The organism is Micromonospora sp. DT233 (genome assembly GCF_049841815.1).
Taxonomy (GTDB): Bacteria; Actinomycetota; Actinomycetes; order Mycobacteriales; family Micromonosporaceae; genus Micromonospora.
The window spans coordinates 472,287-492,766 of sequence record NZ_JBNCLB010000003.1; the positions used below are offsets into that span (position 1 = coordinate 472,287).

21 protein-coding genes are annotated in these 20,480 nt (G+C 74.3%); 18 read left to right on the forward strand and 3 right to left on the reverse strand.

Annotation, left to right across the window (positions count from 1 at the left end):
- Positions 1-57 precede the first annotated feature (57 nt).
- A complete protein-coding gene (locus ACLQ2V_RS10210) occupies positions 58-507 on the reverse strand; it encodes a ferritin-like domain-containing protein (protein ID WP_425718145.1) in 450 nt (149 codons plus the stop codon).
- Positions 504-950 (reverse strand): hypothetical protein, encoded by a 447-nt coding sequence (locus ACLQ2V_RS10215; protein WP_425718333.1) that lies wholly within the window; start codon positions 948-950, stop codon positions 504-506. Before ACLQ2V_RS10215 ends, ACLQ2V_RS10210 begins: the two co-directional genes overlap by 4 nt.
- A 230-nt stretch (positions 951-1,180) precedes the next feature.
- Between ACLQ2V_RS10215 and rimP the strand changes: the two genes are divergently transcribed.
- From rimP to ACLQ2V_RS10305, 18 genes are all read left to right on the forward strand, one after another.
- Positions 1,181-1,897 (forward strand): ribosome maturation factor RimP, encoded by a 717-nt coding sequence (rimP, locus tag ACLQ2V_RS10220; RefSeq protein ID WP_425718146.1) that lies wholly within the window; start codon positions 1,181-1,183, stop codon positions 1,895-1,897.
- A complete protein-coding gene (gene nusA, locus ACLQ2V_RS10225; RefSeq protein WP_425718147.1) occupies positions 1,894-2,937 on the forward strand; it encodes a transcription termination factor NusA in 1,044 nt (347 codons plus the stop codon). Before rimP ends, nusA begins: the two co-directional genes overlap by 4 nt.
- Positions 2,938-2,953: 16 nt before the next feature.
- Positions 2,954-3,286 carry a YlxR family protein gene (locus ACLQ2V_RS10230; RefSeq protein ID WP_425718148.1) on the forward strand — a complete coding sequence of 111 codons (333 nt, stop codon included), beginning with the start codon at positions 2,954-2,956 and terminating at the stop codon, positions 3,284-3,286.
- A 93-nt stretch (positions 3,287-3,379) separates the two neighbouring features.
- A complete protein-coding gene (gene infB, locus ACLQ2V_RS10235) occupies positions 3,380-6,409 on the forward strand; it encodes a translation initiation factor IF-2 (RefSeq protein ID WP_425718149.1) in 3,030 nt (1,009 codons plus the stop codon).
- 90 nt (positions 6,410-6,499) lie between these two features.
- Positions 6,500-6,796: a DUF503 domain-containing protein gene (locus ACLQ2V_RS10240; RefSeq protein WP_425718150.1), complete on the forward strand. Its 297-nt coding sequence runs from the start codon at positions 6,500-6,502 to the stop codon at positions 6,794-6,796.
- 182 nt (positions 6,797-6,978) lie between these two features.
- Positions 6,979-7,470, forward strand: coding sequence for a 30S ribosome-binding factor RbfA (gene rbfA, locus ACLQ2V_RS10245; protein WP_425718151.1), 492 nt, complete (start codon positions 6,979-6,981; stop codon positions 7,468-7,470).
- Positions 7,467-8,495, forward strand: coding sequence for a DHH family phosphoesterase (locus ACLQ2V_RS10250; protein WP_425718152.1), 1,029 nt, complete (start codon positions 7,467-7,469; stop codon positions 8,493-8,495). The genes rbfA and ACLQ2V_RS10250 overlap by 4 nt, the downstream gene beginning before the upstream one ends.
- Before the next feature lie 64 nt (positions 8,496-8,559).
- Complete coding sequence (locus ACLQ2V_RS10255) at positions 8,560-8,967, forward strand: hypothetical protein (protein ID WP_425718153.1); 408 nt, start codon at positions 8,560-8,562, stop codon at positions 8,965-8,967.
- Positions 8,967-9,176 carry a DUF6186 family protein gene (locus ACLQ2V_RS10260; RefSeq protein ID WP_425718334.1) on the forward strand — a complete coding sequence of 70 codons (210 nt, stop codon included), beginning with the start codon at positions 8,967-8,969 and terminating at the stop codon, positions 9,174-9,176. Before ACLQ2V_RS10255 ends, ACLQ2V_RS10260 begins: the two co-directional genes overlap by 1 nt.
- 546 nt (positions 9,177-9,722) lie before the next feature.
- The gene (locus tag ACLQ2V_RS10265) at positions 9,723-10,241 is read left to right on the forward strand and encodes an adenylate kinase (protein ID WP_425718154.1); all 519 of its coding nucleotides are present in this window, start codon (positions 9,723-9,725) and stop codon (positions 10,239-10,241) included.
- An 82-nt stretch (positions 10,242-10,323) separates the two neighbouring features.
- A complete protein-coding gene (locus ACLQ2V_RS10270; RefSeq protein WP_425718155.1) occupies positions 10,324-11,649 on the forward strand; it encodes an MATE family efflux transporter in 1,326 nt (441 codons plus the stop codon).
- 171 nt (positions 11,650-11,820) lie between these two features.
- Complete coding sequence (truB, locus tag ACLQ2V_RS10275) at positions 11,821-12,705, forward strand: tRNA pseudouridine(55) synthase TruB (protein WP_425718156.1); 885 nt, start codon at positions 11,821-11,823, stop codon at positions 12,703-12,705.
- Between the two features lie 93 nt (positions 12,706-12,798).
- Complete coding sequence (locus tag ACLQ2V_RS10280; RefSeq protein ID WP_425718157.1) at positions 12,799-13,728, forward strand: bifunctional riboflavin kinase/FAD synthetase; 930 nt, start codon at positions 12,799-12,801, stop codon at positions 13,726-13,728.
- 257 nt (positions 13,729-13,985) lie between these two features.
- A complete protein-coding gene (rpsO, locus tag ACLQ2V_RS10285) occupies positions 13,986-14,255 on the forward strand; it encodes a 30S ribosomal protein S15 (protein ID WP_425718158.1) in 270 nt (89 codons plus the stop codon).
- 231 nt (positions 14,256-14,486) lie between these two features.
- Positions 14,487-16,886, forward strand: coding sequence for a polyribonucleotide nucleotidyltransferase (locus tag ACLQ2V_RS10290; RefSeq protein WP_425718159.1), 2,400 nt, complete (start codon positions 14,487-14,489; stop codon positions 16,884-16,886).
- Positions 16,887-16,978: 92 nt separating this feature from the next.
- Positions 16,979-18,349, forward strand: a complete 1,371-nt coding sequence (locus ACLQ2V_RS10295) for a M16 family metallopeptidase (RefSeq protein WP_425718160.1) — start codon at positions 16,979-16,981, stop codon at positions 18,347-18,349.
- Between the two features lie 201 nt (positions 18,350-18,550).
- Positions 18,551-19,324 carry a 4-hydroxy-tetrahydrodipicolinate reductase gene (gene dapB, locus ACLQ2V_RS10300; protein ID WP_425718161.1) on the forward strand — a complete coding sequence of 258 codons (774 nt, stop codon included), beginning with the start codon at positions 18,551-18,553 and terminating at the stop codon, positions 19,322-19,324.
- Positions 19,325-19,410: 86 nt separating this feature from the next.
- Positions 19,411-19,896, forward strand: a complete 486-nt coding sequence (locus ACLQ2V_RS10305; RefSeq protein WP_425718162.1) for a GNAT family N-acetyltransferase — start codon at positions 19,411-19,413, stop codon at positions 19,894-19,896.
- Here ACLQ2V_RS10305 and ACLQ2V_RS10310 read toward each other — a convergent pair whose 3' ends face one another.
- Positions 19,897-20,472, reverse strand: a complete 576-nt coding sequence (locus ACLQ2V_RS10310) for a GNAT family N-acetyltransferase (protein ID WP_425718163.1) — start codon at positions 20,470-20,472, stop codon at positions 19,897-19,899. It lies immediately after the preceding gene.
- Between the last annotated feature and the right edge of the window lie 8 nt (positions 20,473-20,480).

Here is a 20,480-nt window from a genome sequence, read left to right on the forward strand (position 1 = left end):
TGCATACCTGGTATGCCGACCGCAACCGGGAGTGGCGGGCCGTCTCCCGCCGGCCGGTCAGGCGGGCCGGCCGGGGAAGGCGACGGTGACCGGACTCACCCCGGCGGTGCGCCGCCAGCGGGTGGCCCGCACCGCGCAGTCGGTCAGCGCCGCCAGCGCCAGGTTGCGGTCCGCGCCGGTGGTGTGCGGCAGCGCCGCCCGCCAGAACGCGGCGGTGCGCTCCTCCACCTCGACGGCCAGCCGCAGCGCGCCGGCCGCGTCGGTGACCGGGAAGGGCAGGGCGTACCCGGCCTTGTCGGCGGGGACCTCGTCGCCGGCCGCGCTGAGCTGCAGCACCAACGCGTCGCGCCGGGCGCGGTGCGCCGCCTCGGCCCGCCGGGCGGCCGTGCGGTCGGCGTCGGTGAGTCGCACTCCGATCGGCCCGTAGGCGAAGACCGCCGCGTACTCGGCGCTCAGCGCGTCGGCCAGCGCCCGCAGCGGACCGGAGGGCATCCGTCGGCGGCTCATCGCAGCGCCTCCACGTGGCTGGCTCGGGCGGCGGCGATCGTGCCCACCAGCGCCGCCCGCTCGGGCGGCGCGGCGGCGCAGAGCTTCGCCGCCGACTCGCGCCCGGCCTCCTCGCCCTGGCGCAGGGCGGCCAGCGTCGCGGCCCGGTCGCCGCCGGGGGCGGTCGCCGGGGCGGCCGACGCCGGCGTCGGCCGGCCGAGCAGCCGCGCCAGCTCGCCGGCGTGCGCCTCGTGGGCCTGCGCGATCGGGGTGAGCAGCCCGGTCAGCTCGGGCTCGGCGGCCAGCGCGGCGCGGTGCCGGGCGGCGAGGTCGTGCGCCTCGGCGGCCAGCGGCTCGAGCGGGTCGGGGGCCGGATCCGGCCCGTCGCCCCGGTCGAAAAGATCACAGCCGGTCAGCGGCGCGGTGGCACCGCCGAGTGTCAGCAGCGCACCCGCCCTGAGCAGGTTTCGCCGGGAATGTCCCGGTGCCCGGTCGCACCGTGTCGTTCTGCCCCTCGCCACCGGACAAGTCAACACCATGCGAGCGCATACGTGGGCGACCGGCGTCGGTGCGCCGCCGGACCCGGCGAGCCGGGCGCGCGTTACGCTCTGCGCAGCCGCCGGTGGTACGCCCCGGCGGCGCGCCGCCACGGCGTCCCGAGCCGGGCGTCGTCGATCACGAGAGGGTGCGCCAGATGACACAGCGTGGCCGTGCCACCAGGTCGACGGGGCCGACGGGACGACCCCGACGGGCCGAGGGCCCCCGTGGCGGTGACCGTGCCGCAGCCCCCCGTAACGACCTCGCCGCCCGGCGGGCCCGGTTGCGCGCCGTGATCGAGCCGGTGGTCAACGCCGCCGGTTACGACCTGGAGGACGTCGCCGTCTCCCGGGCCGGCCGCCGGCACGTGGTCCGGGTGATCGTGGACGCCGACGGCGGGATCAGCCTGGACGCGGTCGCCGAGGTCTCCCGGGGCGTCTCCGCCGCGCTCGACGCGGCCGAGGAGGCCGGCGGCGACATCCTGGCCGGCGAGTACCAGCTGGAGGTCAGCTCCCCCGGGGTGGACCGCCCGCTCACCCTGCCCCGGCACTGGCGGCGCAACATCGGCCGGCTGGTGAAGGTGACCGCCCGGCCCGCCGCCCCGACCGACCGGCCCGCCGCTCCGACCGACCTGCCCGAGCAGCGGCCCGCCGGCGACCGCCAGGTCACCGGGCGGGTGGTGGCCGCCGACGACGACCGCGTGGTGCTGGAGACCGACTCCGGTCGCGCCGAGTTCCGGCACGCCGAGCTCGGCCCCGGCCGGGTGCAGGTCGAGTTCCACCGCCTCGGCGAGGCCGGCGACGACGAGCTCGACGACGACCAGGACATTGACGACATCGACGACGAAGATGATGTGGAGGACGAGGAGAGGTGAACATCGACCTCGCGACGCTGCGCGGACTGGAGCGCGAGCGGGAGATCCCGTTCGACACGATCCTCGCGGCGATCGAGACCGCGTTGCTGACCGCCTACCGGCACACCGAGGGCGCGGAGTCGCACGCCCGGGTGGAGATCGACCGGAAGACCGGCGCGGCCCTGGTCTACGCCCAGGAGCTGGACGCCGACGGCAGCGTGGTGCGGGAGTGGGACGACACCCCGCACGACTTCGGCCGGATCGCGGCCATGACCGCCAAGCAGGTGATCCTCCAGCGGCTGCGGGAGGCCACCGACGAGGTGCACTTCGGCGAGTACGTCGGCCGCGACGGCGACCTGGTCACCGGCGTGGTGCAGGCGCACGAGGCGCGCGACGTCAAGGGCATCATCAGCGTCGACCTCGGCAAGCTGGAGGGCGTGCTGCCGCAGTCCGAGCAGGTTCCCGGCGAGAAGCCCAAGCACGGTGAGCGGATCCGCTGCATCGTGGTGCACGTCGCCAAGGGGATGCGCGGCCCGCAGATCACCCTGTCGCGCTCCCACCCGGCGCTGGTGAAGAAGCTCTTCGCGCTGGAGGTCCCCGAGATCGCCGACGGGACCGTGGAGATCGGCGCCATCGCCCGGGAGGCCGGCCACCGCACGAAGATCGCGGTCCGCTCCGCCGTGCCGGGGGTGAACGCCAAGGGTGCCTGCATCGGCCCGATGGGTCAGCGCGTTCGGGCCGTCATGAGCGAACTGCACGGCGAAAAGATAGACATCATTGACTGGTCGGACGACCCGGCCACCTTCGTCGGCAACGCCCTCTCGCCGGCCAAGGCGCTGCGCGTCGAGGTGGTCGACCTGGCCGCCCGGGCCGCCCGGGTGACCGTGCCGGACTTCCAGCTCTCCCTGGCGATCGGCCGGGAGGGGCAGAACGCCCGACTTGCGGCCCGATTGACCGGTTGGCGCATCGACATCCGGTCGGACGCGGAGCAGTCCGCCACCGCCGCCCGGGCCGGGGCCGATCATGTCCGGGAGCCGGGCGGAGCGATCTCCGGCAGCTAGGGGTAGACTTCTTCCGGTGGTACGACACGCGCTGCCGGAGCGCACCTGTGTGGGTTGCCGGCGACGTGCGCCGGCCAACGAATTGCTGCGGATGGTCGCGGTCGGCAACGAGGCTGGTCACAGCCTCCGGCCCGACCCGACTCGCAGGCTGCCGGGTCGGGGAGCGAACATGCACCCGGATCCGGCCTGCTTCGCGCTGGCAGTGCGGCGCCGCGCCTTCGGGCGTGCGCTGCGCGTCGCCGGGGTCATCGACCACGGTGAACTGGCCGAGCATCTCGATGCGCCAACCACTACGTCCGGTCATCCCGACCGGGCGAGGGTCGCTAGCAGGGTAGGACGACCGACATGAGCACACGATGAAGTCCCTGAAATGACCAGGCTTCAAGTGCAGGAGTGAGGTCGCTGCGGGTGCTGCCCGCACGACCTCGAGGTGAGGAGTGCAGTGGCAGGTAAGGCCCGCGTACACGAGCTTGCTAAGGAGCTCGGGGTCGAAAGCAAGACCGTTCTCGCCAAGTTGAAGGAAATGGGCGAGTTCGTGAAGTCGGCGTCCAGCACCGTCGAGGCGCCCGTCGCCCGGCGACTGCGCAACGCCTTCGTCGCTGGCGCGTCGGCGCCGGCCGCCCCGCAGGCGGCCGCCCCGACCCCGAGTCCGACCCCGACGTCGACCCCGACGCCATCCCCGTCCCCGACCCCGGGCGCCCCCCGGGTCTCGGCCAAGCCGATGCCGCCCCGGCGGCCCGGCTCGGCCACCCCCGGCCCCAAGCCGAAGGGGCCGCTTCCCGGCCCGCCGCAGCCGGCGACCCCGGTCGCCAAGCCGGCGAGTGCCCACGACATCGAGGTGGCGGCCGCCGAGGCGCGCGCCGCCGCGCTCAAGGCTGAGCAGGAGGCCGCGGTCAAGGCCGCCCAGGCCGCCCGCCAGCAGCAGCGCGACAACGTCCGACGGGAGCCCCCGACCGAGGGTGGCCCCCGTCCCGGCCCGCGTCCGGCCCCGGGTTCGGGTCCGGGTGCGATGCCGCCCCGCCCGGGTTCCCCGGCCGCCGGTCGCCCCGGCGCACCGGCTCCGGGTCCGAACGCCCGTCCGGGCGGTCGTCCGCCGGCGCGTGGCGCCGGTAACAACCCGTTCGGCATCCAGGGTGGCCAGCAGCAGCGGCCCCCGGCCGCCGGTGGTGGCGGTCCCCGTCCGAGCCCGGCGTCGATGCCGCCTCGGCCGAGTCCGGCCTCCATGCCGCCTCGGCCGAGCCCGGCCTCCATGCCGAGCCAGCGCCCCGGTCGTCCCGGTGGCGGCCCCGGCGCGGGTCGTCCCGGCGGCGGCGGTGGCGCGGGTCGTCCCGCCGGCGGTGGCGGCGGCTTCCGTGGCGGTCCCGGTGGCGGTGGCGGCGGCGGTGGCTTCCGCGGCGGTCCCGGCGGTGGCGGTCCCGGTGGCGGCGGCGGTGGTTACCGCGGCGGTCCCGGTGGCGGCGGTGGCGCTCCCGGTGGCGGTTTCCGTCCGGGTGCCCCGTCCGGCGGTGGTCGTCCGGGTGGCGGCGGTCGTGGCCGTGGCGGCGGTGCCGCGGGTGCCTTCGGGCGTCCGGGTGGCAAGCCGACCCGTGGTCGCAAGTCCAAGAAGCAGCGCAGACAAGAGTTCGACAACCTGTCGGCTCCGACCATGAGCTCGGGTGCTCCCCGGGGTCAGGGTCAGATCGTCAGGCTCTCCCGTGGCGCCTCGCTGTCGGACTTCGCCGACCGCATCAACGCCAACCCGGGTTCGCTGGTCCAGGAGATGTTCAACCTGGGCGAGATGGTCACGGCGACCCAGTCCTGCTCCGACGAGACCCTGTTGCTGCTCGGTGAGCACCTCGGTTTCGACGTGCAGATCGTCAGCCCGGAGGACGAGGACCGCGAGCTGCTCGCGCAGTTCAACATCGACCTCGACGCCGCAGTCGCGGAGGACCGCCTGGTCAGCCGTGCGCCGGTCGTGACCGTCATGGGTCACGTCGACCACGGTAAGACCAAGCTGCTCGACGCGATCCGCAAGGCGAACGTGGTGGCCGGTGAGGCGGGTGGCATCACCCAGCACATCGGCGCCTACCAGGTGCACGTGCCGCACGACGGCGTGGACCGGGCCGTGACCTTCATCGACACCCCGGGCCACGAGGCGTTCACCGCCATGCGTGCCCGTGGTGCCCAGGTCACCGACATCGTGGTGCTGGTGGTCGCGGCCGACGACGGCGTGATGCCGCAGACGATCGAGGCGTTGAACCACGCCAAGGCGGCCGACGTGCCGATCGTGGTGGCGGTCAACAAGATCGACAAGCCGGACGCCAACCCGGACAAGGTCCGCCAGCAGCTGACCGAGTACGGGCTGGTCGCCGAGGAGTACGGCGGCGAGACGATGTTCGTCAACGTGGCCGCGAAGCCGGGCATCGGCATCGAGGAGCTGCTGGAGGCGATCCTGCTGACCGCCGACGCGTCGCTGGAGCTGACCGCTCCGATCGACGGGCCGGCGCAGGGTGTGGCCATCGAGGCGCACCTGGACAAGGGTCGCGGTGCGGTGGCGACGGTGCTGGTGCAGAAGGGCACCCTGCGGGCGGGCGACTCGATCGTCGCCGGCGGGGCGCACGGCCGGGTCCGGGCGATGCTCGACGAGAGCGGCAACCAGGTCGCCGAGGCGGGTCCGGCCCGTCCGGTGCTGGTGCTCGGTCTCACCGCGGTCCCCGGGGCGGGCGACACCTTCCTCGCGGCGGCGGACGACCGCACGGTGCGGCAGATCGCCGAGCAGCGGCAGGCACGGCGGCGGGCGGCGTCCTTCGCCAACTCGCGCGGCCGGGCCACCCTCGAGACGCTCATGGAGCAGCTCAAGGAGGGCGAGAAGACCTCGCTCAACCTGGTGCTCAAGGGCGACGTCTCCGGTTCCGTGGAGGCCCTCGAGGACGCGCTGTTCAACCTCGACATCCCCGAGGAGGTCCAGCTCAGGATCATCCACCGGGGCGTCGGTGCGATCACCGAGAGCGACGTCATGCTCGCGAGCGCCTCGTCCGAGGCGGTCACGATCATCGGCTTCAACGTGCGGGCCGCGAACAAGGTCCGCGAGATCGCCGACCGCGAGGGCGTGGAGATCCGGTACTACACGGTCATCTACCAGGCCATCGAGGAGATCGACGCCGCGCTCAAGGGGCTGCTCAAGCCCGAGTACGAAGAGGTCGAGCTGGGCAGCGCGGAGATCCGCGACGTGTTCCGCTCGTCCAAGGTCGGCAACATCTCCGGCTGTATCGTCCGGTCCGGCATCATCCGGCGCAACGCGAAGGCGCGGCTGCTTCGGGACGGGCAGGTCGTGGCGGACAACCTCACGATCAGCTCGCTGAAGCGGTTCAAGGACGACGCGACGGAGGTCCGCGAGGGCTTCGAGTGTGGTCTGACGCTGGGCGGTTACAACAACGTCCAGGTCGGCGACCTCATCGAGACCTTCGAGATGCGGGAGAAGCCGCGCGCCTGACGGTTGGCACGCACTGATCGAGGGGTTTACGCCCGCAACGGCGTAAACCCCTTGATCATGTGGGGGTGGGCGCGGGTATCGTCCGGGGCGATGTTCACCGGAACCGTGGTCTTCGACCTGCTGCTGCCTGGCGACTCCCGGTCGCTCAAGGCCAAGAGATCATATGTACGGCCGATCGTCGCGGCGCTGCGCCGCTTCGAGGTCTCGGCCGCCGAGGTGGGGGCGCTCGACCTGCACGGTCGGGCGGAGATAGCCGTGGCCGTGGTGGCCGCGGAGGGTGCGCACGTGCGCGAGGTGCTCGACTCGTGCGAGCGCCTGGTCGCCGCCCGTCCCGAGGTCGAGTTGCTCTCCGTGCGCCATCGCCTCTACGGCGACGACGACGACTGAGCGCGGCGCGGCCCCGGGGCGGTGGCTCGATCGCCGGCCCCGGGGGCGGTCCCGCCGGTGCCGCCCGCGACCGGCGGGCGACCCGGCGGCGAAGGTAGTGTTCGAATTGTTGGTCGGCCGGAGCCGGCGGCGTTTCCCGTCGTCGGTCCGGCCGGGAGCCAGACGCCGTGGAGGTGGGCGAGATGTCGGATCCGGCCAAGGTACGCCGGCACGCGGAGCGTGTTCGCGAACTGGTCGCGTCGGTGGTGCGGAGTCAGATCAAGGACCCGCGGCTCGGCATGATCACCATTACCGACGCCCGGATCACCGCCGATCTGCGCGAGGCGACGGTCTTCTACACCGTCCTGGGCGACGCGACGGCGCAGGCGAGCACGGCGGCGGCGCTGGAGAGCGCCAAGGGGTTGCTGCGCAGCACGGTCGGCAAGGCCCTCGGGCTGCGCCACTCGCCGTCGCTGACCTTCGTCCTCGACGACGTGCAGGACCAGGTCAAGCAGATCGACGACCTGCTGGCCCAGGCGCGCAATGCCGACGCCGAGGTGCAGCGGCTGGCCGCCCGCGCCCGGTACGCCGGCGACGCCCAGCCCTACCGGCTGGACGACGAGGACGCCGACGAGTCCGCCGCCGACGAGTCCGCCGCCGACGAGGACACCCCGCGCGGCGCGGACCGGCCGTGACCGCAGCCGCCGACGCCGGCCCGACCGAGGCCGACTGGGCCGCCGCCGTCGCGGTGGTGCGCGGCCTGCCGGCCGACGCCCGGGTCCTGCTGATCTGTCACGTCAACCCCGACGGCGACGCGCTGGGCAGCATGCTCGGCTTCGGGTTGGGCCTGCGGCAGCTCGGCGTACGGCGGTTGCAGGCGACCTTCCCCGGGCCGCCGGAGGTGCCGGAGCCGTTGCGTGCCCTGCCCGGGTTGGAGCTGTTGGTCCCCGAGGCCGACGCGGAGCCCGCCCCGGACCTGGTGGTCTGCTGCGACGCGGCGAGCGAGTCGCGGCTCGGCGGCCTGGCCGGCCGGCTGGCGGGCGCCGGGGCGGTGCTGGTGCTCGACCACCACGCCTCGAATCCCCGGTTCGGCGGGGTCAACCTGGTCGACCCCCGGGCGGCGGCCACCTCGGTGGTGGCCGAGGAGTTGCTGAACCGGCTCGGGGTGCGCGTGGACGCGGCGATCGCCGAGTGCCTCTACGTCGCCCTGAGCACCGACACCGGCTCGTTCCGGTTCGAGGCGACCACCCCGGCGGTGCACGAGCTGGCGGCCCGCCTGCTGGCCACCGGGATCCGGCCCGGTGACATCTCCCGTCGGGTCTACGACACCCGCCCCTTCGGCGCGGTGCGGCTCTTCGGCGAGGTGCTCGGCCGGGCCCGCCTGGAGCCGGCGGCGGCCGGCGGCAACGGCCTCGTCTGGACGTACGCCACGCTCGACGACCTGGCCCGGCACGACCAGCCGCCGTACGTGCTGGAGGCGCTGATCGACTCGGTGCGCTGCACCGCCGAGGCGGACGTGAGCTGCGTGGTCAAGCAGGTCGGCCCGGCGGAGTGGGCGGTCTCGATGCGCAGCAAGGGCGCGGTGGACGTCAGCCGCGTCGCGGTGGCCCTCGACGGCGGCGGTCACCGGCTCGCGGCCGGCTTCACCGGCCGGGGGACCGCCGACGACGTGGTGGCGAGCATCCGGGCCGAGCTGGAGAAGGCGCTCGTCGGGGCGTAGATCAGCGAAGACTGCGAGGGGTGTCGGTCTTCCCGCGCTCGGTGACGGCGGGGAGAATCACGGGATGGACCAGCCGAGCGACCTCACCGTCAGCGAGTCCCGGGCCTGGGACCGTCCCGTGGTATCCGTTCCGGTGCTCGTCTGCCTCTCCCTCGTCGGCGGGCAGTTGCCCTCCTTCTCCACCTCGGCGAACCTCTACACCCTCGGCACCGGCGGCGCGTTGATCTGGCTGGGGCTGGGCAATCGGGTGCCCCGCCGGGCGGTGCCCCGCAGGCTCGGCGCGGGCGTGGTGTGGTGGGTGCTCCCGGTCGCGGTGTTCGGCGTGCTGGAGGGGGCGACCTTCGTCATGCATGCCGGCGACGATTTCCCCACCTTCTCCCGGCTGGCCGATCCGCTGCTGGAGGCGGAGTTGGCCCGCTCGGCGGCCTGGTTCGCCTGGCTCGCCGCGTTCTGGGGGCTGGTGCGGCGATGATGCGGGTCCTGGCCATCGCCGGCTTCACGCTGGCCCTGGCGCTCTTCGCCGCCGTCGAGTGGGCCGCCCGCCGCCCCGGCTCCCGGATTCCGTCGCTGGCGGACGTCTGCGCCTACGTGATGCGCTACGAGGTCGGCCCGGTGCCCGTCGGCCGGATCGGCCTGTTCGGTTTCTGGTGGTGGCTCGGCTGGCACTTCCTGGCCCGCTGAGAGCCGTCCCACCCCGCCCGCTGAGGGCCGTCCCGTCCCGCCCGCCCGTCCGGCGCTGCGGCATGTCCAGATGACGGGAAGAGCGCGCACTATGTGGACCTGAACGATAGCTTGGGAATCGATCGACACCGTGTTCTCGCGGTGTCGGTCGGCGGTGGCGACGCCACACCCGGTGTCTCCTCCTCCCAGGGTCCGACCGACCCGGGCTCACGCCCAGACCGGCCGCTCCGGCAACCCCGGGTCGCCAGTCGGGTGTCCGCACGACCGGCCCCCGGGCCGCCACGCCAGCGCGGCCCGCCCCCTGGAAGGACCGACCCATGCCGAACACGCCCAAGCCCGAGACCGCCGACGACGCCCGCGAGCAGGCCCGCCGGGCGCTCCAGACGTCGATGGACACCCGCCAGTGACCCAGCCCGGCCGGCGGTGATGCCGATGCCCCACGCAGTCGGCGTCACCGTCCACCCGCTGGGCCGGCCGTCCCGGCCGTGATCGCCTTGCCCCGGAATCGACTTCGTGCCCCCGGCCGCCCCGGCTAGGGTCGGCGCGGTGCGTCGCATCCTGATCGTCGGCAGTTCCGGCGCCGGCAAGAGCACGCTGGCCCGCCAGGTCGCCCGGCGACTCGACCTGCCGGTGATCCACCTCGACCGGCACTACTGGCAGCCCGGCTGGGTCGCCCCCGACCACGACCGTTGGCGGGCCACCGTCGCCGCCCTCGCCGCCGGGCCCGCCTGGGTGATGGACGGCAACTACGGTGGCAGCCTCGATCTGCGGCTGCCCCGCGCGGAGCTGCTCGTGGTGCTGGACCTGCCCTGGCCGCTCTGCCTCGCCCGGGTGGTGCGCCGCCGCTGGGAGCGGCGGGCCGCCGGCCGCCCGGACCTGCCCCCCGACTGCCCCGAACGCCTCGACCTGCCGTTCCTGCGCTACGTCTGGCGCTATCCCCGGCAGGCTCGCCCCCGGGTCTTCGCGGCGGTGGCCGCGCACGCCCCGGAGCTGCCGGTGGTCCGGCTCCGCAGCCGCGCCCAGCTCCGCCGCTGGCTGGCCCGCCTGCCACCCGAAGCGACCTGAGGTCGCCGCGGGCCGGGCCGGCGACTGGTAAGCGACCGGCCTTGTTGCGGTCCTTACCCTGGCCGTGTCAGGATCGGCGGTGATGAGTCAGCCCGCCCTCGCCCCGCCGTCTGCCGTCGCCACGCCGAGGCGGATCGCCGCGCTGGCCCTGCCCGCCCTCGTGGTGCTCGCCGCCGAGCCGCTCTACGTCCTGGTCGACACCGTCGTGGTCGGGCACCTCGGCCGGCTGCCGCTGGCCGCGCTGGCGGTCGCCGGCACCGTGATGACCCTGATCGCCTGGCTGGGCAGCGTGCTGGCGTACGGGATCACCGGGCGGGCGGCCCGCCGCTTCGGCTCCGGCGACCGGGCCGCCGCCGTGGCCGAGGGGGTGCAGGCGTCCTGGCTGGCGTTCGGCGTCGGGGTGCTGGCCGCGCTCGGCATGCAGCTCGGCGCCGGCCCGCTGACCGACGCCCTCGCCGGGGCCGGGGAGGTGGCCGAGGCGGCCGAGCGGTGGCTGCGCGTCGCCGTGCTCGGCGCGCCCGGGCTGCTGCTGGCCGCCGCCGGCAACGGCTGGCTGCGCGGCGTGCAGGACACCCGCCGCCCGCTGTGGTTCGTGCTCGGCCCCAACCTGCTCTCGGCGCTGCTCTGCCCGCTGCTGGTCTACCCGCTGGGGTGGGGGCTGACCGGCTCGGCGGTGGCGAACGTGACGGCGCAGACCCTCTCCGGCGCGCTCTTCGCCGCCGCCCTGGCCAACGAGCGGGTGTCGCTGCGCCCCCGCCCCCGGGTGATCCGCCAGCAACTCGTGCTCAGCCGGGACCTGCTGGTGCGGGGCGTCGCCTTCCAGGCCAGCTTCCTCTCCGCCACCGCCGTCGCCGCCCGCTTCGGCGCGGCGGCGGTCGGGGCGCACCAGATCGCCGTACAACTGTGGTTCTTCACCGCCCTGGTGCTCGACGCGCTGGCGATCGCCGCGCAGGCGCTGATCGGCGCGGCGCTCGGGGCCGGCGACGCCGCCGCCGCGCGGGCCCTGGCCCGCCGGGTCGCGCTGCTCGGCGCCGGATGCGGGGTGGCGTTCGCGGTGGTCATCGCCGCCGGGGCCGGCGTCGTGCCGGGGCTGTTCAGCCCCGACGAGCAGGTCCGCCAGCAGGCCATGGTCGCCTGGCCCTGGCTGGTGGCGTTGCAGCCGATCGGCGGCGTGGTGTTCGCCCTCGACGGGGTGCTGATCGGTGCCGGGGACGTGCGCTACCTGCGCAACCTCACCCTGGTCGCGGCGTTCGGCGGCTTCCTGCCGGCGATCTGGCTGGCGTACGCGTTCGACCTGGGCCTCGGCGGGATCTGGGCCGGGCTGACCCTGTTCGTGCTGCTGCGGCTGGCCGCCCTGCTGCTGCGACTGCGCTCCGGCGGCTGGGCGGTGGTCGGCGCGGTCCGCTGAGCGGCGCGGTTCGCTGAGCGGCGCGGTCCGCTGAGCGGCGCGGTCCGCTGAGCGGCGCGGTCCGCTGAGCGGCGCGGTCCAGCGGCGCGAAGGGGGTCTCCGGGTTGCCTCCGGCGGGGTGTGGGCGACCGGTCGACCGGCCCTCGGCCGCGTCTGGCAGGCTTGGCGGTCGTGAGCGCAGACGGTCTGATCGTGGTCGACAAGCCCGGCGGCATGACGTCGCACGACGTGGTGGCGCGGATCCGCCGGCTGGCCCGGACCCGCCGGGTCGGCCACGGCGGCACCCTCGACCCGATGGCCACCGGGGTGTTGGTGATCGGGGTCGGCCGGGCCACCCGCCTGCTGACGTACGTCATCGGCGCGGGCAAGAGCTACGCGGCCACCGTCCGGCTGGGCCAGGCCACCGTCACCGACGACGCCGAGGGTGACGTGATCGCCACCACCGCGGCCGGGACGGTCACCGACGCCGCGGTCCGCTCGGCGTTCGCGGCCCTGACCGGCGAGATCGACCAGGTGCCGAGCGCGGTGAGCGCCATCAAGATCGACGGCCAGCGGGCCTACAAGCGGGTACGCGACGGCGAGAGCGTCGAGCTGCCCGCCCGCCGGGTCACCGTCGGCCGCCTCGACGTGCTGGCCATCCGCCGGGACACCCCCGACGTGGTGGACGTGGACATCGACGTGACCTGCTCCTCCGGGACGTACATCCGGGCGTTGGCCCGGGACGCGGGCGCCGCGCTGGGCGTCGGCGGGCACCTGACCGCGCTGCGCCGCACGGCGGTCGGAGGCTTCGCGCTGGCCGAGGCGGCGACCCTCGACGAGCTGGAGCAGCGCGCGCCCGAGGTGGTCAACCTGCCGCTCGACGCCGCCGCCGCCCGGTTCTTCCCACGCCGCACCGCCGACGCCGACGAGGCGAAGGTGCTCTCCCACGGCGGCCCGCTGGAACCGGCCGGCCTCGCCGGGCCGTACGCCGTCTTCGGCCCCGACGGCGGCCTGATCGCTATCGTCAGCGAGCGGGACGGCCGGGCCCGCGCGGAGATCGTGCTCGCCCCGGCCTGACGGCACGGGCGGGCAGCGTCCGCCGCCGGCCGGGCAGCGGGGCACCCGCCGACGGTCGGCGCGGGAAGTCGGAAGGGGCAGGGGAGGAGCGTCATGCAGCGGTGGCGGGGGTACGAGGCGGCACCCGGCGGCTGGGGCCGTTCGGTCGTCACCATCGGCGTCTTCGACGGGGTGCACAAGGGGCACCAGGCGACCATCGGGCATGCCGTGGCCCGCGCCCGCCAGCTGGGCGTGCAGTCGGTGGTGGTGACCTTCGACCCGCACCCGGCCGAGGTGGTCCGCCCCGGTTCCCACCCGGCGGTGCTCACCGAGCCGGCCCGCAAGGCCGAGCTGATCGAGGCGCTCGGCGTCGACGCGCTCTGCGTGGTGCCGTTCACGCCGGCCTTCTCCCGCCTGCCGGCCGAGGCGTTCGTGCACGACATCCTGGTCGAGCACCTGCACGCCGCGCTGGTCGTGGTGGGGGAGAACTTCCGCTTCGGGCACAAGGCCGCCGGCGACGTGGCGCTGCTGGAGCGGCTCGGCCGGGCCTTCGGCTTCTCCGTCGAGGGCGCGTCGCTGGTCGCCGAGGCGAGCACGGTCTTCTCCTCCACGTACATCCGCGCCTGCGTCGACGCCGGGGACGTCACCGCGGCCGGCGTCGCGCTGGGCCGCCCGCACCGGGTCGAGGGGGTGGTGGTCCGGGGCGACCAGCGCGGCCGGGAGCTGGGCTTTCCCACCGCCAACCTGCTCTGCCACCGGCACGCGGCGGTGCCCGCCGACGGCGTCTACGCCGCCTGGCTGGTGCGCCGGGGGCACCGGGAGCGGCTGGCCGCGGCGGTCTCGGTCGGCACCAACCCCACCTTCTCCGGGCGGGAGCGGCGGGTCGAGGCGTACGCGCTGGACTTCTCCGGCGACCTGTACGGCGAGCGGCTGGCGCTGGACTTCGTCACCCGGCTGCGCGGCCAGGTGCGCTACGACTCGGTCGAGCCGCTGATCGCCCAGATGAACGAGGACGTCGAGCGCACCCGCCGCGCCCTGGGCTGAGTCCGCCCGCCTGCCGGCCCGGGTCGCCGGGTGGGTCGGGTGGGCTGCGGCCCTGGCCGGGGCGGGTGCCGTCGGGCGGTGCGTACCGCCCTTGCCGGGCGGTTCCGGCGAAGGCTGGTAGTCTGGCGTAGACGTCGGCTGACCGACGTGGGGCCTCGCGTGCCTGCACGACGCCGCGGGTGCGAGGAACCGGTCCGTTACCGGTCACCTGACCGATCCGACGGACACCACCAGACGACCCACGAAACAGGGAGAACATGGCGCTCGACCAGGAAGCCAAGGCCAAGATCCGCTCGGAGTACGCGACCGCCGAGGGCGACACCGGTTCGCCGGAGGTCCAGGTCGCGGTCCTCACCAAGCGGATCGCGGAGCTGACCGAGCACCTGAAGGTGCACAAGCACGACCACCACAGCCGCCGTGGGCTGCTGCTGCTGGTCGGCCGGCGCCGTCGGCTGCTCAACTACGTCCACAAGAAGGACATCGCCCGCTACCGGTCGCTCATCGAGCGGCTCGGCCTGCGTCGCTGACGTGACGGGGGAGCGGCCCATGGGGTCGCTCCCCCGATCGGCGTCCAGCACCTGAAGAACCACAGGGGCCGCGCGACCACCCGACAGGGAGCCGGTCAGCGTACCGGTCTCCGGTAGTGGCCCCCGGGAGCCCGGCAGTCGCCGGCGCCCCGGGCGCTTCGATCGAAGACCGGCCGGCTGAGCAGCTCCCCGCGTCGTGGGCCCCCCGATGCGAAGGAGCACCACCGCAAAATGACCGAGCACAACCTCGGCACCGAGTCCCGCACCGCCGTGATCGACAACGGGTCCTTCGGCACCCGTGAGATCACCTTCTCCACCGGCCGGCTGGCCCGTCAGGCCGCCGGCTCCGTCGTCGCCACGCTCGGCGAGACGGTCGTGCTCTCCGCCACGACCGCCGGCAAGCACCCGAAGGAGCAGTTCGACTTCTTCCCGCTGACCGTCGACGTCGAGGAGCGGATGTACGCCGCGGGCCGGATCCCCGGCTCGTTCTTCCGCCGCGAGGGCCGCCCCAGCGAGGACGCGATCCTCACCTGCCGGCTGATCGACCGGCCGCTGCGCCCGTCGTTCGTCAAGGGCCTGCGCCACGAGGTCCAGGTCGTCGAGACCATCCTCGCGCTCGACCCGCAGCACCCGTACGACGTGGTCGCGATCAACGCCGCGTCGATGTCGACCAAGCTCTCCGGCCTGCCGTTCTCCGGCCCGATCGGCGCGACCCGGGTCGCGCACATCGACGGCCAGTGGGTGGCCTTCCCGACCCTGGAGGAGCTGGCCCGCGCCACCTTCGACATGGTCGTGGCCGGTCGCACCCTCGCCGACGGCGACGTGGCGATCATGATGGTCGAGGCCGAGGCGACGCCGCACGCCGTGACCCTGATCGCGGGCGGGGCCACCGCCCCGACCGAGGAGATCGTCGCCAGCGGCCTGGAGGCCGCCAAGCCGGCCATCCGCGAGCTGTGCCGCGCGCAGAGCGAGCTGGCCGAGGTGGCCGCCAAGCCGGTCACCGAGTTCCCGGTCTTCCTGGACTACGCCGCCGACGCGTACGACGCCGTCGCCGAGCTGGTCCGCGCCGAGGTCGCCGAGGCGATCACCATCGGCGGCAAGGCCGACCGCGAGGAGGCCCTGGACCGGATCAAGGCCAAGGTCGCCGAGGAGCTGGGCGGGCGCTTCGAGGGCCGCGAGAAGGAGCTCTCCGCCGCCTTCCGCTCGCTCACCAAGTCCGAGGTCCGCAACCGGGTGCTGCGCGAGCAGGTCCGGATGGACGGCCGGGGCCCGCGCGACATCCGCCCGCTGACCGCCGAGGTCGGCGTGCTGCCCCGGGTGCACGGCTCGGCGCTCTTCGAGCGGGGCGAGACCCAGATCCTGGGCGTGACCACCCTGAACATGCTGCGCATGGAGCAGATGGTGGACACCCTCTCCCCGGAGAACCGCAAGCGGTACATGCACAACTACAACTTCCCGCCGTACTCGACCGGTGAGACCGGCCGGGTCGGCTCGCCGAAGCGGCGCGAGATCGGCCACGGCGCGCTCGCCGAGCGGGCCCTGATCCCGGTGCTGCCCTCGCGCGAGGAGTTCCCCTACGCCATCCGGCAGGTCTCCGAGGCGCTCGGCTCCAACGGCTCCACCTCGATGGGCTCGGTCTGCGCCTCCACGCTGGGCCTGCTCAGCGCCGGTGTGCCGCTGAAGGCGCCGGTCGCCGGCATCGCCATGGGCCTGATCTCCGACGAGGTCGAGGGCAAGACCGAGTACGTGACGCTGACCGACATCCTCGGCGCCGAGGACGCGTTCGGCGACATGGACTTCAAGGTCGCCGGCACGCGGGAGTTCGTCACCGCGCTGCAGCTCGACACCAAGCTCAACGGCATCCCGTCGGACGTGCTGGCCGCCGCGCTGCAGCAGGCGTACGAGGCCCGGCAGACGATCCTCGACGTGATGCAGCGGGCCATCGAGGCCCCGGCGGAGATGTCGGAGTACGCCCCGCGCGTCACCACCGTCAAGATCCCGGTGGACAAGATCGGCATGGTGATCGGCCCGAAGGGCCAGACCATCAACGCGATCCAGGACGAGACCGGCGCCGAGATCAGCATCGAGGACGACGGCACCATCTACGTCGGCGCGACCAACGGGCCGTCGGCCCAGGCCGCCGTGGACCGGATCAACGGCATCGCCAACCCGACCCTGCCGAAGGCGGGCGAGCGGTTCCTCGGCACGGTGGTCAAGACCGCCGCGTTCGGCGCGTTCATCTCGCTGCTGCCCGGCCGCGACGGCCTGCTGCACATCTCCAAGGTGGGCGACGGCAAGCGGGTCGAGCGGGTCGAGGACTTCCTCAACGTCGGCGACCGGGTCGAGGTCGAGATCGCGGACATCGACGCCCGCGGCAAGATCTACCTGGACAAGGTCCGTCCGGAGGGCACCGAGGCGCCGGCCGCCACCGGCGAGGTCGCCGGCGGCGAGCGTCCGGCCAGCCGGGGCGGCGACCGGGGCCCGCGTGACCGGGGCGACCGGGAGCGCGGCGGCGACCGGGGCGGTCGTGGCCCGGGCGGCGGCGAGCGCGCCCCGTCCGCCGGTGGCGAGGGCGGCTCGGAGGGTGGCGAGGGCGGCGAGCGTCCGCGCCGCCGGACCCGGCACAGCTGACGTAACACCGCACCACCCACCCCTCGTCGAGTTGAGAGCAGGTTTCCGTGAGTCGGGCCCAGCGCGCGTCTTTTCCTGCGGATCGACGGGGGGTGGCCCGGCCCGGGGCCGTCCGGCACGCCGCCGGCGGTCAGCCCGGCCGGGACGGCGGGCCCGCGCGGGCGGTCACCCGCACGCTCAGTGACGACCCGCTGGGCGGCACGGTACGCCGTACCGTGCTGCCCAGCGGTCTGCGCGTGCTCACCGAGGCGATCCCGGCGATGCGCAGCGTCTCGTTCGGCATCTGGGTCGCGGTCGGCTCCCGGGACGAGACGGGCCCGCAGGCGGGCGCGGCGCACTTCCTGGAGCACCTGCTCTTCAAGGGCACCCACAAGCGCACCGCGATGGACATCTCCGCCGAGATCGAGGCGGTGGGCGGCGAGACCAACGCCTTCACCACCAAGGAATACACCTGCTACTACGCCCGGGTGCTGGACGAGGACCTGCCCCTGGCCATCGACGTCATGTGCGACGCGGTCGCCGACTCGCTGCTGGAGCCGGACGACGTGGAGACCGAGCGCGGCGTCATCCTCGAAGAGATCGCCATGCACGACGACGAGCCCGGCGACGAGGTGCACGACATCTTCGCCCGCGCCGTCTACGGCGACCACCCCCTCGGCCGGCTGATCTCCGGCACCGAGGAGACGGTCACCCCGATGACCCGCCGGCAGATCCAGGGCTTCTACCGCAGCCGCTACACCCCGCCGCAGATCGTCATCGCCGCCGCCGGCAACCTCGACCACTCCGCCGTGGTCAAGCTGGTCCGTCAGGCGCTGGCCGGCAGCCCGCTGGACACCGAGCCGGCCGCGCCGGGCCCGCACCGCCCCGCCACCCCGACGGTGCCGGTCCAGCCGGCCAGCACCCTGGTCGAGCCGAAGGAGACCGAGCAGGCGCACGTCATCCTCGGCTGCCCCGGCTTCGACCGCACCGACGAGCGGCGCTTCGCCCTCGGGGTGCTCAACAACATCCTCGGCGGCGGCATGTCCAGCCGGTTGTTCCAGGAGATCCGCGAGCGGCGCGGCCTGGCGTACTCGGTCTACTCCTACGCCAGCCAGTACGCCGACAGCGGCCTCTTCGCCGTCTACGCCGGCTGCGCCCCCGGCAAGGTCGACGAGGTGCTGGAGCTGACCCGCGCCGAGCTGCGCCGGGTGGCCGCCGACGGCGTCACCGAGGCCGAGGTGGCCCGGGGCAAGGGGATGAGCAAGGGCTCGTTCGTGCTCGGCCTGGAGGACACCGGCTCCCGGATGAGCCGACTGGCCAAGGGGGAGCTGCTCTACGGCGACCTGATGCCCGTCGACGAGCTGCTGGCCCGGGTCGACGCGGTGACCCGCGACGACGTGAACGCCCTCGCCGCCGAGCTGCTCACCCGGCCGATGTCCCTCGCGGTCGTCGGCCCGTTCGGCAAGCACGACTTCTCCGCCTGACCGGCGGGGGCATTGCCCGCCCGGCGTCGCCCGCCTCGGCGCGCGCAGCGCAACATGCGGGATCTTGCGGTCTCCGAGCCGAGGGAACCCGCGATGTGCCGCAAACGCAGTTGATCACCCCGCGCCCGCGCCCGCGTCCCGTCGTGGGACGGGGCCGTGCCGTCCCTCGGTGGCGTAAGCGATTGGGATACGTTGTGCCCCGTGACTGACGAGCAGGAGAAGGGCCCGCAGGAGCCGATCCGGGTCGGCGTGCTGGGTGCCCGGGGCCGGATGGGCATCGAGGTGTGCAAGGCGGTCTACGCCGCCGCCGACCTGGAGCTGGTGGCGATGGTCGACCAGGGCGACGGCCTCTTCGCCGCCTCGGACGCCGGGGCCGAGGTCGTCGTCGACTTCACCACCCCCGACGCGGTCATGGAGAACCTGCGCTGGTGCGTCGACCAGGGCATCAGCGCCGTCGTCGGCACCACCGGCTTCACCGCGGAGCGCATCGCGCAGGTGCGCGGCTGGCTGGCCGACAAGCCCGGTGTCGGGGTGGTGATCGCCCCCAACTTCGGCATCGGCGCGGTGCTGATGATGCAGTTCGCGGAGCGGGCCGCCCGGCACTTCGAGTCCGTCGAGATCATCGAGCAGCATCACCCGCGCAAGCTCGACGCCCCCAGCGGCACCGCCACCCACACGGCCCGGCGAATCGCGGCGGCCCGCGCCGAGGCCGGCCTCGGCCCGGTCCCGGACGCCACCGCCGAGGAGGTCGCGGGCGCGCGGGGCGCCGACATCGACGGCGTACGCGTGCACGCGGTGCGCGCCACCGGCCTGCTGGCCCACCAGGAGGTGCTGCTCGGCACGCTGGGCGAGACGCTGACCATCCGGCACGACTCGTACGACCGGGTGTCGTTCATGCCCGGCGTGCTGCTGGCCGTCCGCGCGGTGCGCCACCGGCCCGGCCTCACCCTGGGCCTGGACCCGCTGCTCGACTGAGCCGGCCCGCATCGCCCCGGTGTGCCGGGGTGTGCCGGCGCGGAAATCTCCGCGCCGGCCGGTCGGGGCGGGGCTAGGCTCGCTGCATGATCAACTCCAGTCTCCGGGACCGGGCCGGGCGGCGGATCAGCCTGCGCCCGGTCGACGACGACAACTGGCGGGCCGTCGCCGACGTGGTGCCCCGCGACGACCAGCGGGCCTGGGTCTTTCCGATGGCGGCCCGCTACCTGCTGCTCAGCGCGCGCGGCGGCACCTGGACCTCGCTGGCGGTGTACGCCGACGAGACCGTCGTCGGGCACCTGATGTGGGCGGTGGACGACGACGGCTCGCGCTGGATCGGCGGGATGATGGTCGACGCCGCCGAGCAGGGGCGGGGCGTGGGCGCCGCCGCGGTGACCACCCTGGCCGACTGGCTGCGCGCCCAGCCCGGCTGCGTGGCCGTCCGGCTGTCGTACCACCCGGAGAACCGGGCCGCCGCCGCCCTCTACCCGCGCCTGGGCTTCACCCCGACGGGCGAGCGGGAGGACGACGAGCTGGTCGCCGAACTGACCGGCCCCGCCACGTCCGGCTGATCAGCCGGGCTGGTCGGTGGGGAGGGCGACGTGCAGGCGGAGCTGGTTGACCAGCATGTCGTCCACGTCGAGGGCGCGGGCCGCCCCGTCGGGCTCCCAACCGGCGGTGGTGAGGAACTTGCGGGTCGCCGCGTCGGCGTCGAACGTCCACGCCACGGCGCGGGCGAAGCCGTCTTCGCGCCACAGGTCCACGCTCGCGGCCAGCAGCCGGCTGCCGTGCCCGCGCCGACCCCAGCGCGGCTCGACCAGCAGGTCCGTCACCGCCACCACGTCGTCGCCGAGCGCCTCGGCCGGCTCGTTCGGGGCGAGGGACTCCGCGTCGGGGGGACCGGAGGCGACAAAGCCCACCAGATACGATTGCTCGGCCTGTTCGACGGCGACGAGCACCCGGTGCGCGCCCGAGGGCGGCTCCTGCACCGCCGCGCTCCACCGCCGGGCGAGATACTCCTCGTCCAGGTTGTCGAGCACGTGCCGGGGCAGGATCCGGCGATAGGCGACCCGCCAGGTCGCGAGCTGGATTCGTGCGATCTCGCCGGCGTCTTCGGGACGCGCCGGGCGGACGTACCCGAGAGCCATGGGACGTG

Coding starts and splice junctions, on each gene's coding strand:
- ACLQ2V_RS10210 (WP_425718145.1), bottom strand. CDS start 507: ATGAGCCGCCGACGGATGCCCTCCGGTCCGCTGCGGGCGCTGGCCGAC.
- rimP (WP_425718146.1), top strand. CDS start 1,181: ATGACACAGCGTGGCCGTGCCACCAGGTCGACGGGGCCGACGGGACGA.
- ACLQ2V_RS10240 (WP_425718150.1), top strand. CDS start 6,500: ATGTTCACCGGAACCGTGGTCTTCGACCTGCTGCTGCCTGGCGACTCC.
- rbfA (WP_425718151.1), top strand. CDS start 6,979: ATGTCGGATCCGGCCAAGGTACGCCGGCACGCGGAGCGTGTTCGCGAA.
- ACLQ2V_RS10255 (WP_425718153.1), top strand. CDS start 8,560: ATGGACCAGCCGAGCGACCTCACCGTCAGCGAGTCCCGGGCCTGGGAC.
- ACLQ2V_RS10260 (WP_425718334.1), top strand. CDS start 8,967: ATGCGGGTCCTGGCCATCGCCGGCTTCACGCTGGCCCTGGCGCTCTTC.
- ACLQ2V_RS10270 (WP_425718155.1), top strand. CDS start 10,324: ATGAGTCAGCCCGCCCTCGCCCCGCCGTCTGCCGTCGCCACGCCGAGG.
- ACLQ2V_RS10280 (WP_425718157.1), top strand. CDS start 12,799: ATGCAGCGGTGGCGGGGGTACGAGGCGGCACCCGGCGGCTGGGGCCGT.
- rpsO (WP_425718158.1), top strand. CDS start 13,986: ATGGCGCTCGACCAGGAAGCCAAGGCCAAGATCCGCTCGGAGTACGCG.
- ACLQ2V_RS10290 (WP_425718159.1), top strand. CDS start 14,487: ATGACCGAGCACAACCTCGGCACCGAGTCCCGCACCGCCGTGATCGAC.
- ACLQ2V_RS10305 (WP_425718162.1), top strand. CDS start 19,411: ATGATCAACTCCAGTCTCCGGGACCGGGCCGGGCGGCGGATCAGCCTG.
- ACLQ2V_RS10310 (WP_425718163.1), bottom strand. CDS start 20,472: ATGGCTCTCGGGTACGTCCGCCCGGCGCGTCCCGAAGACGCCGGCGAG.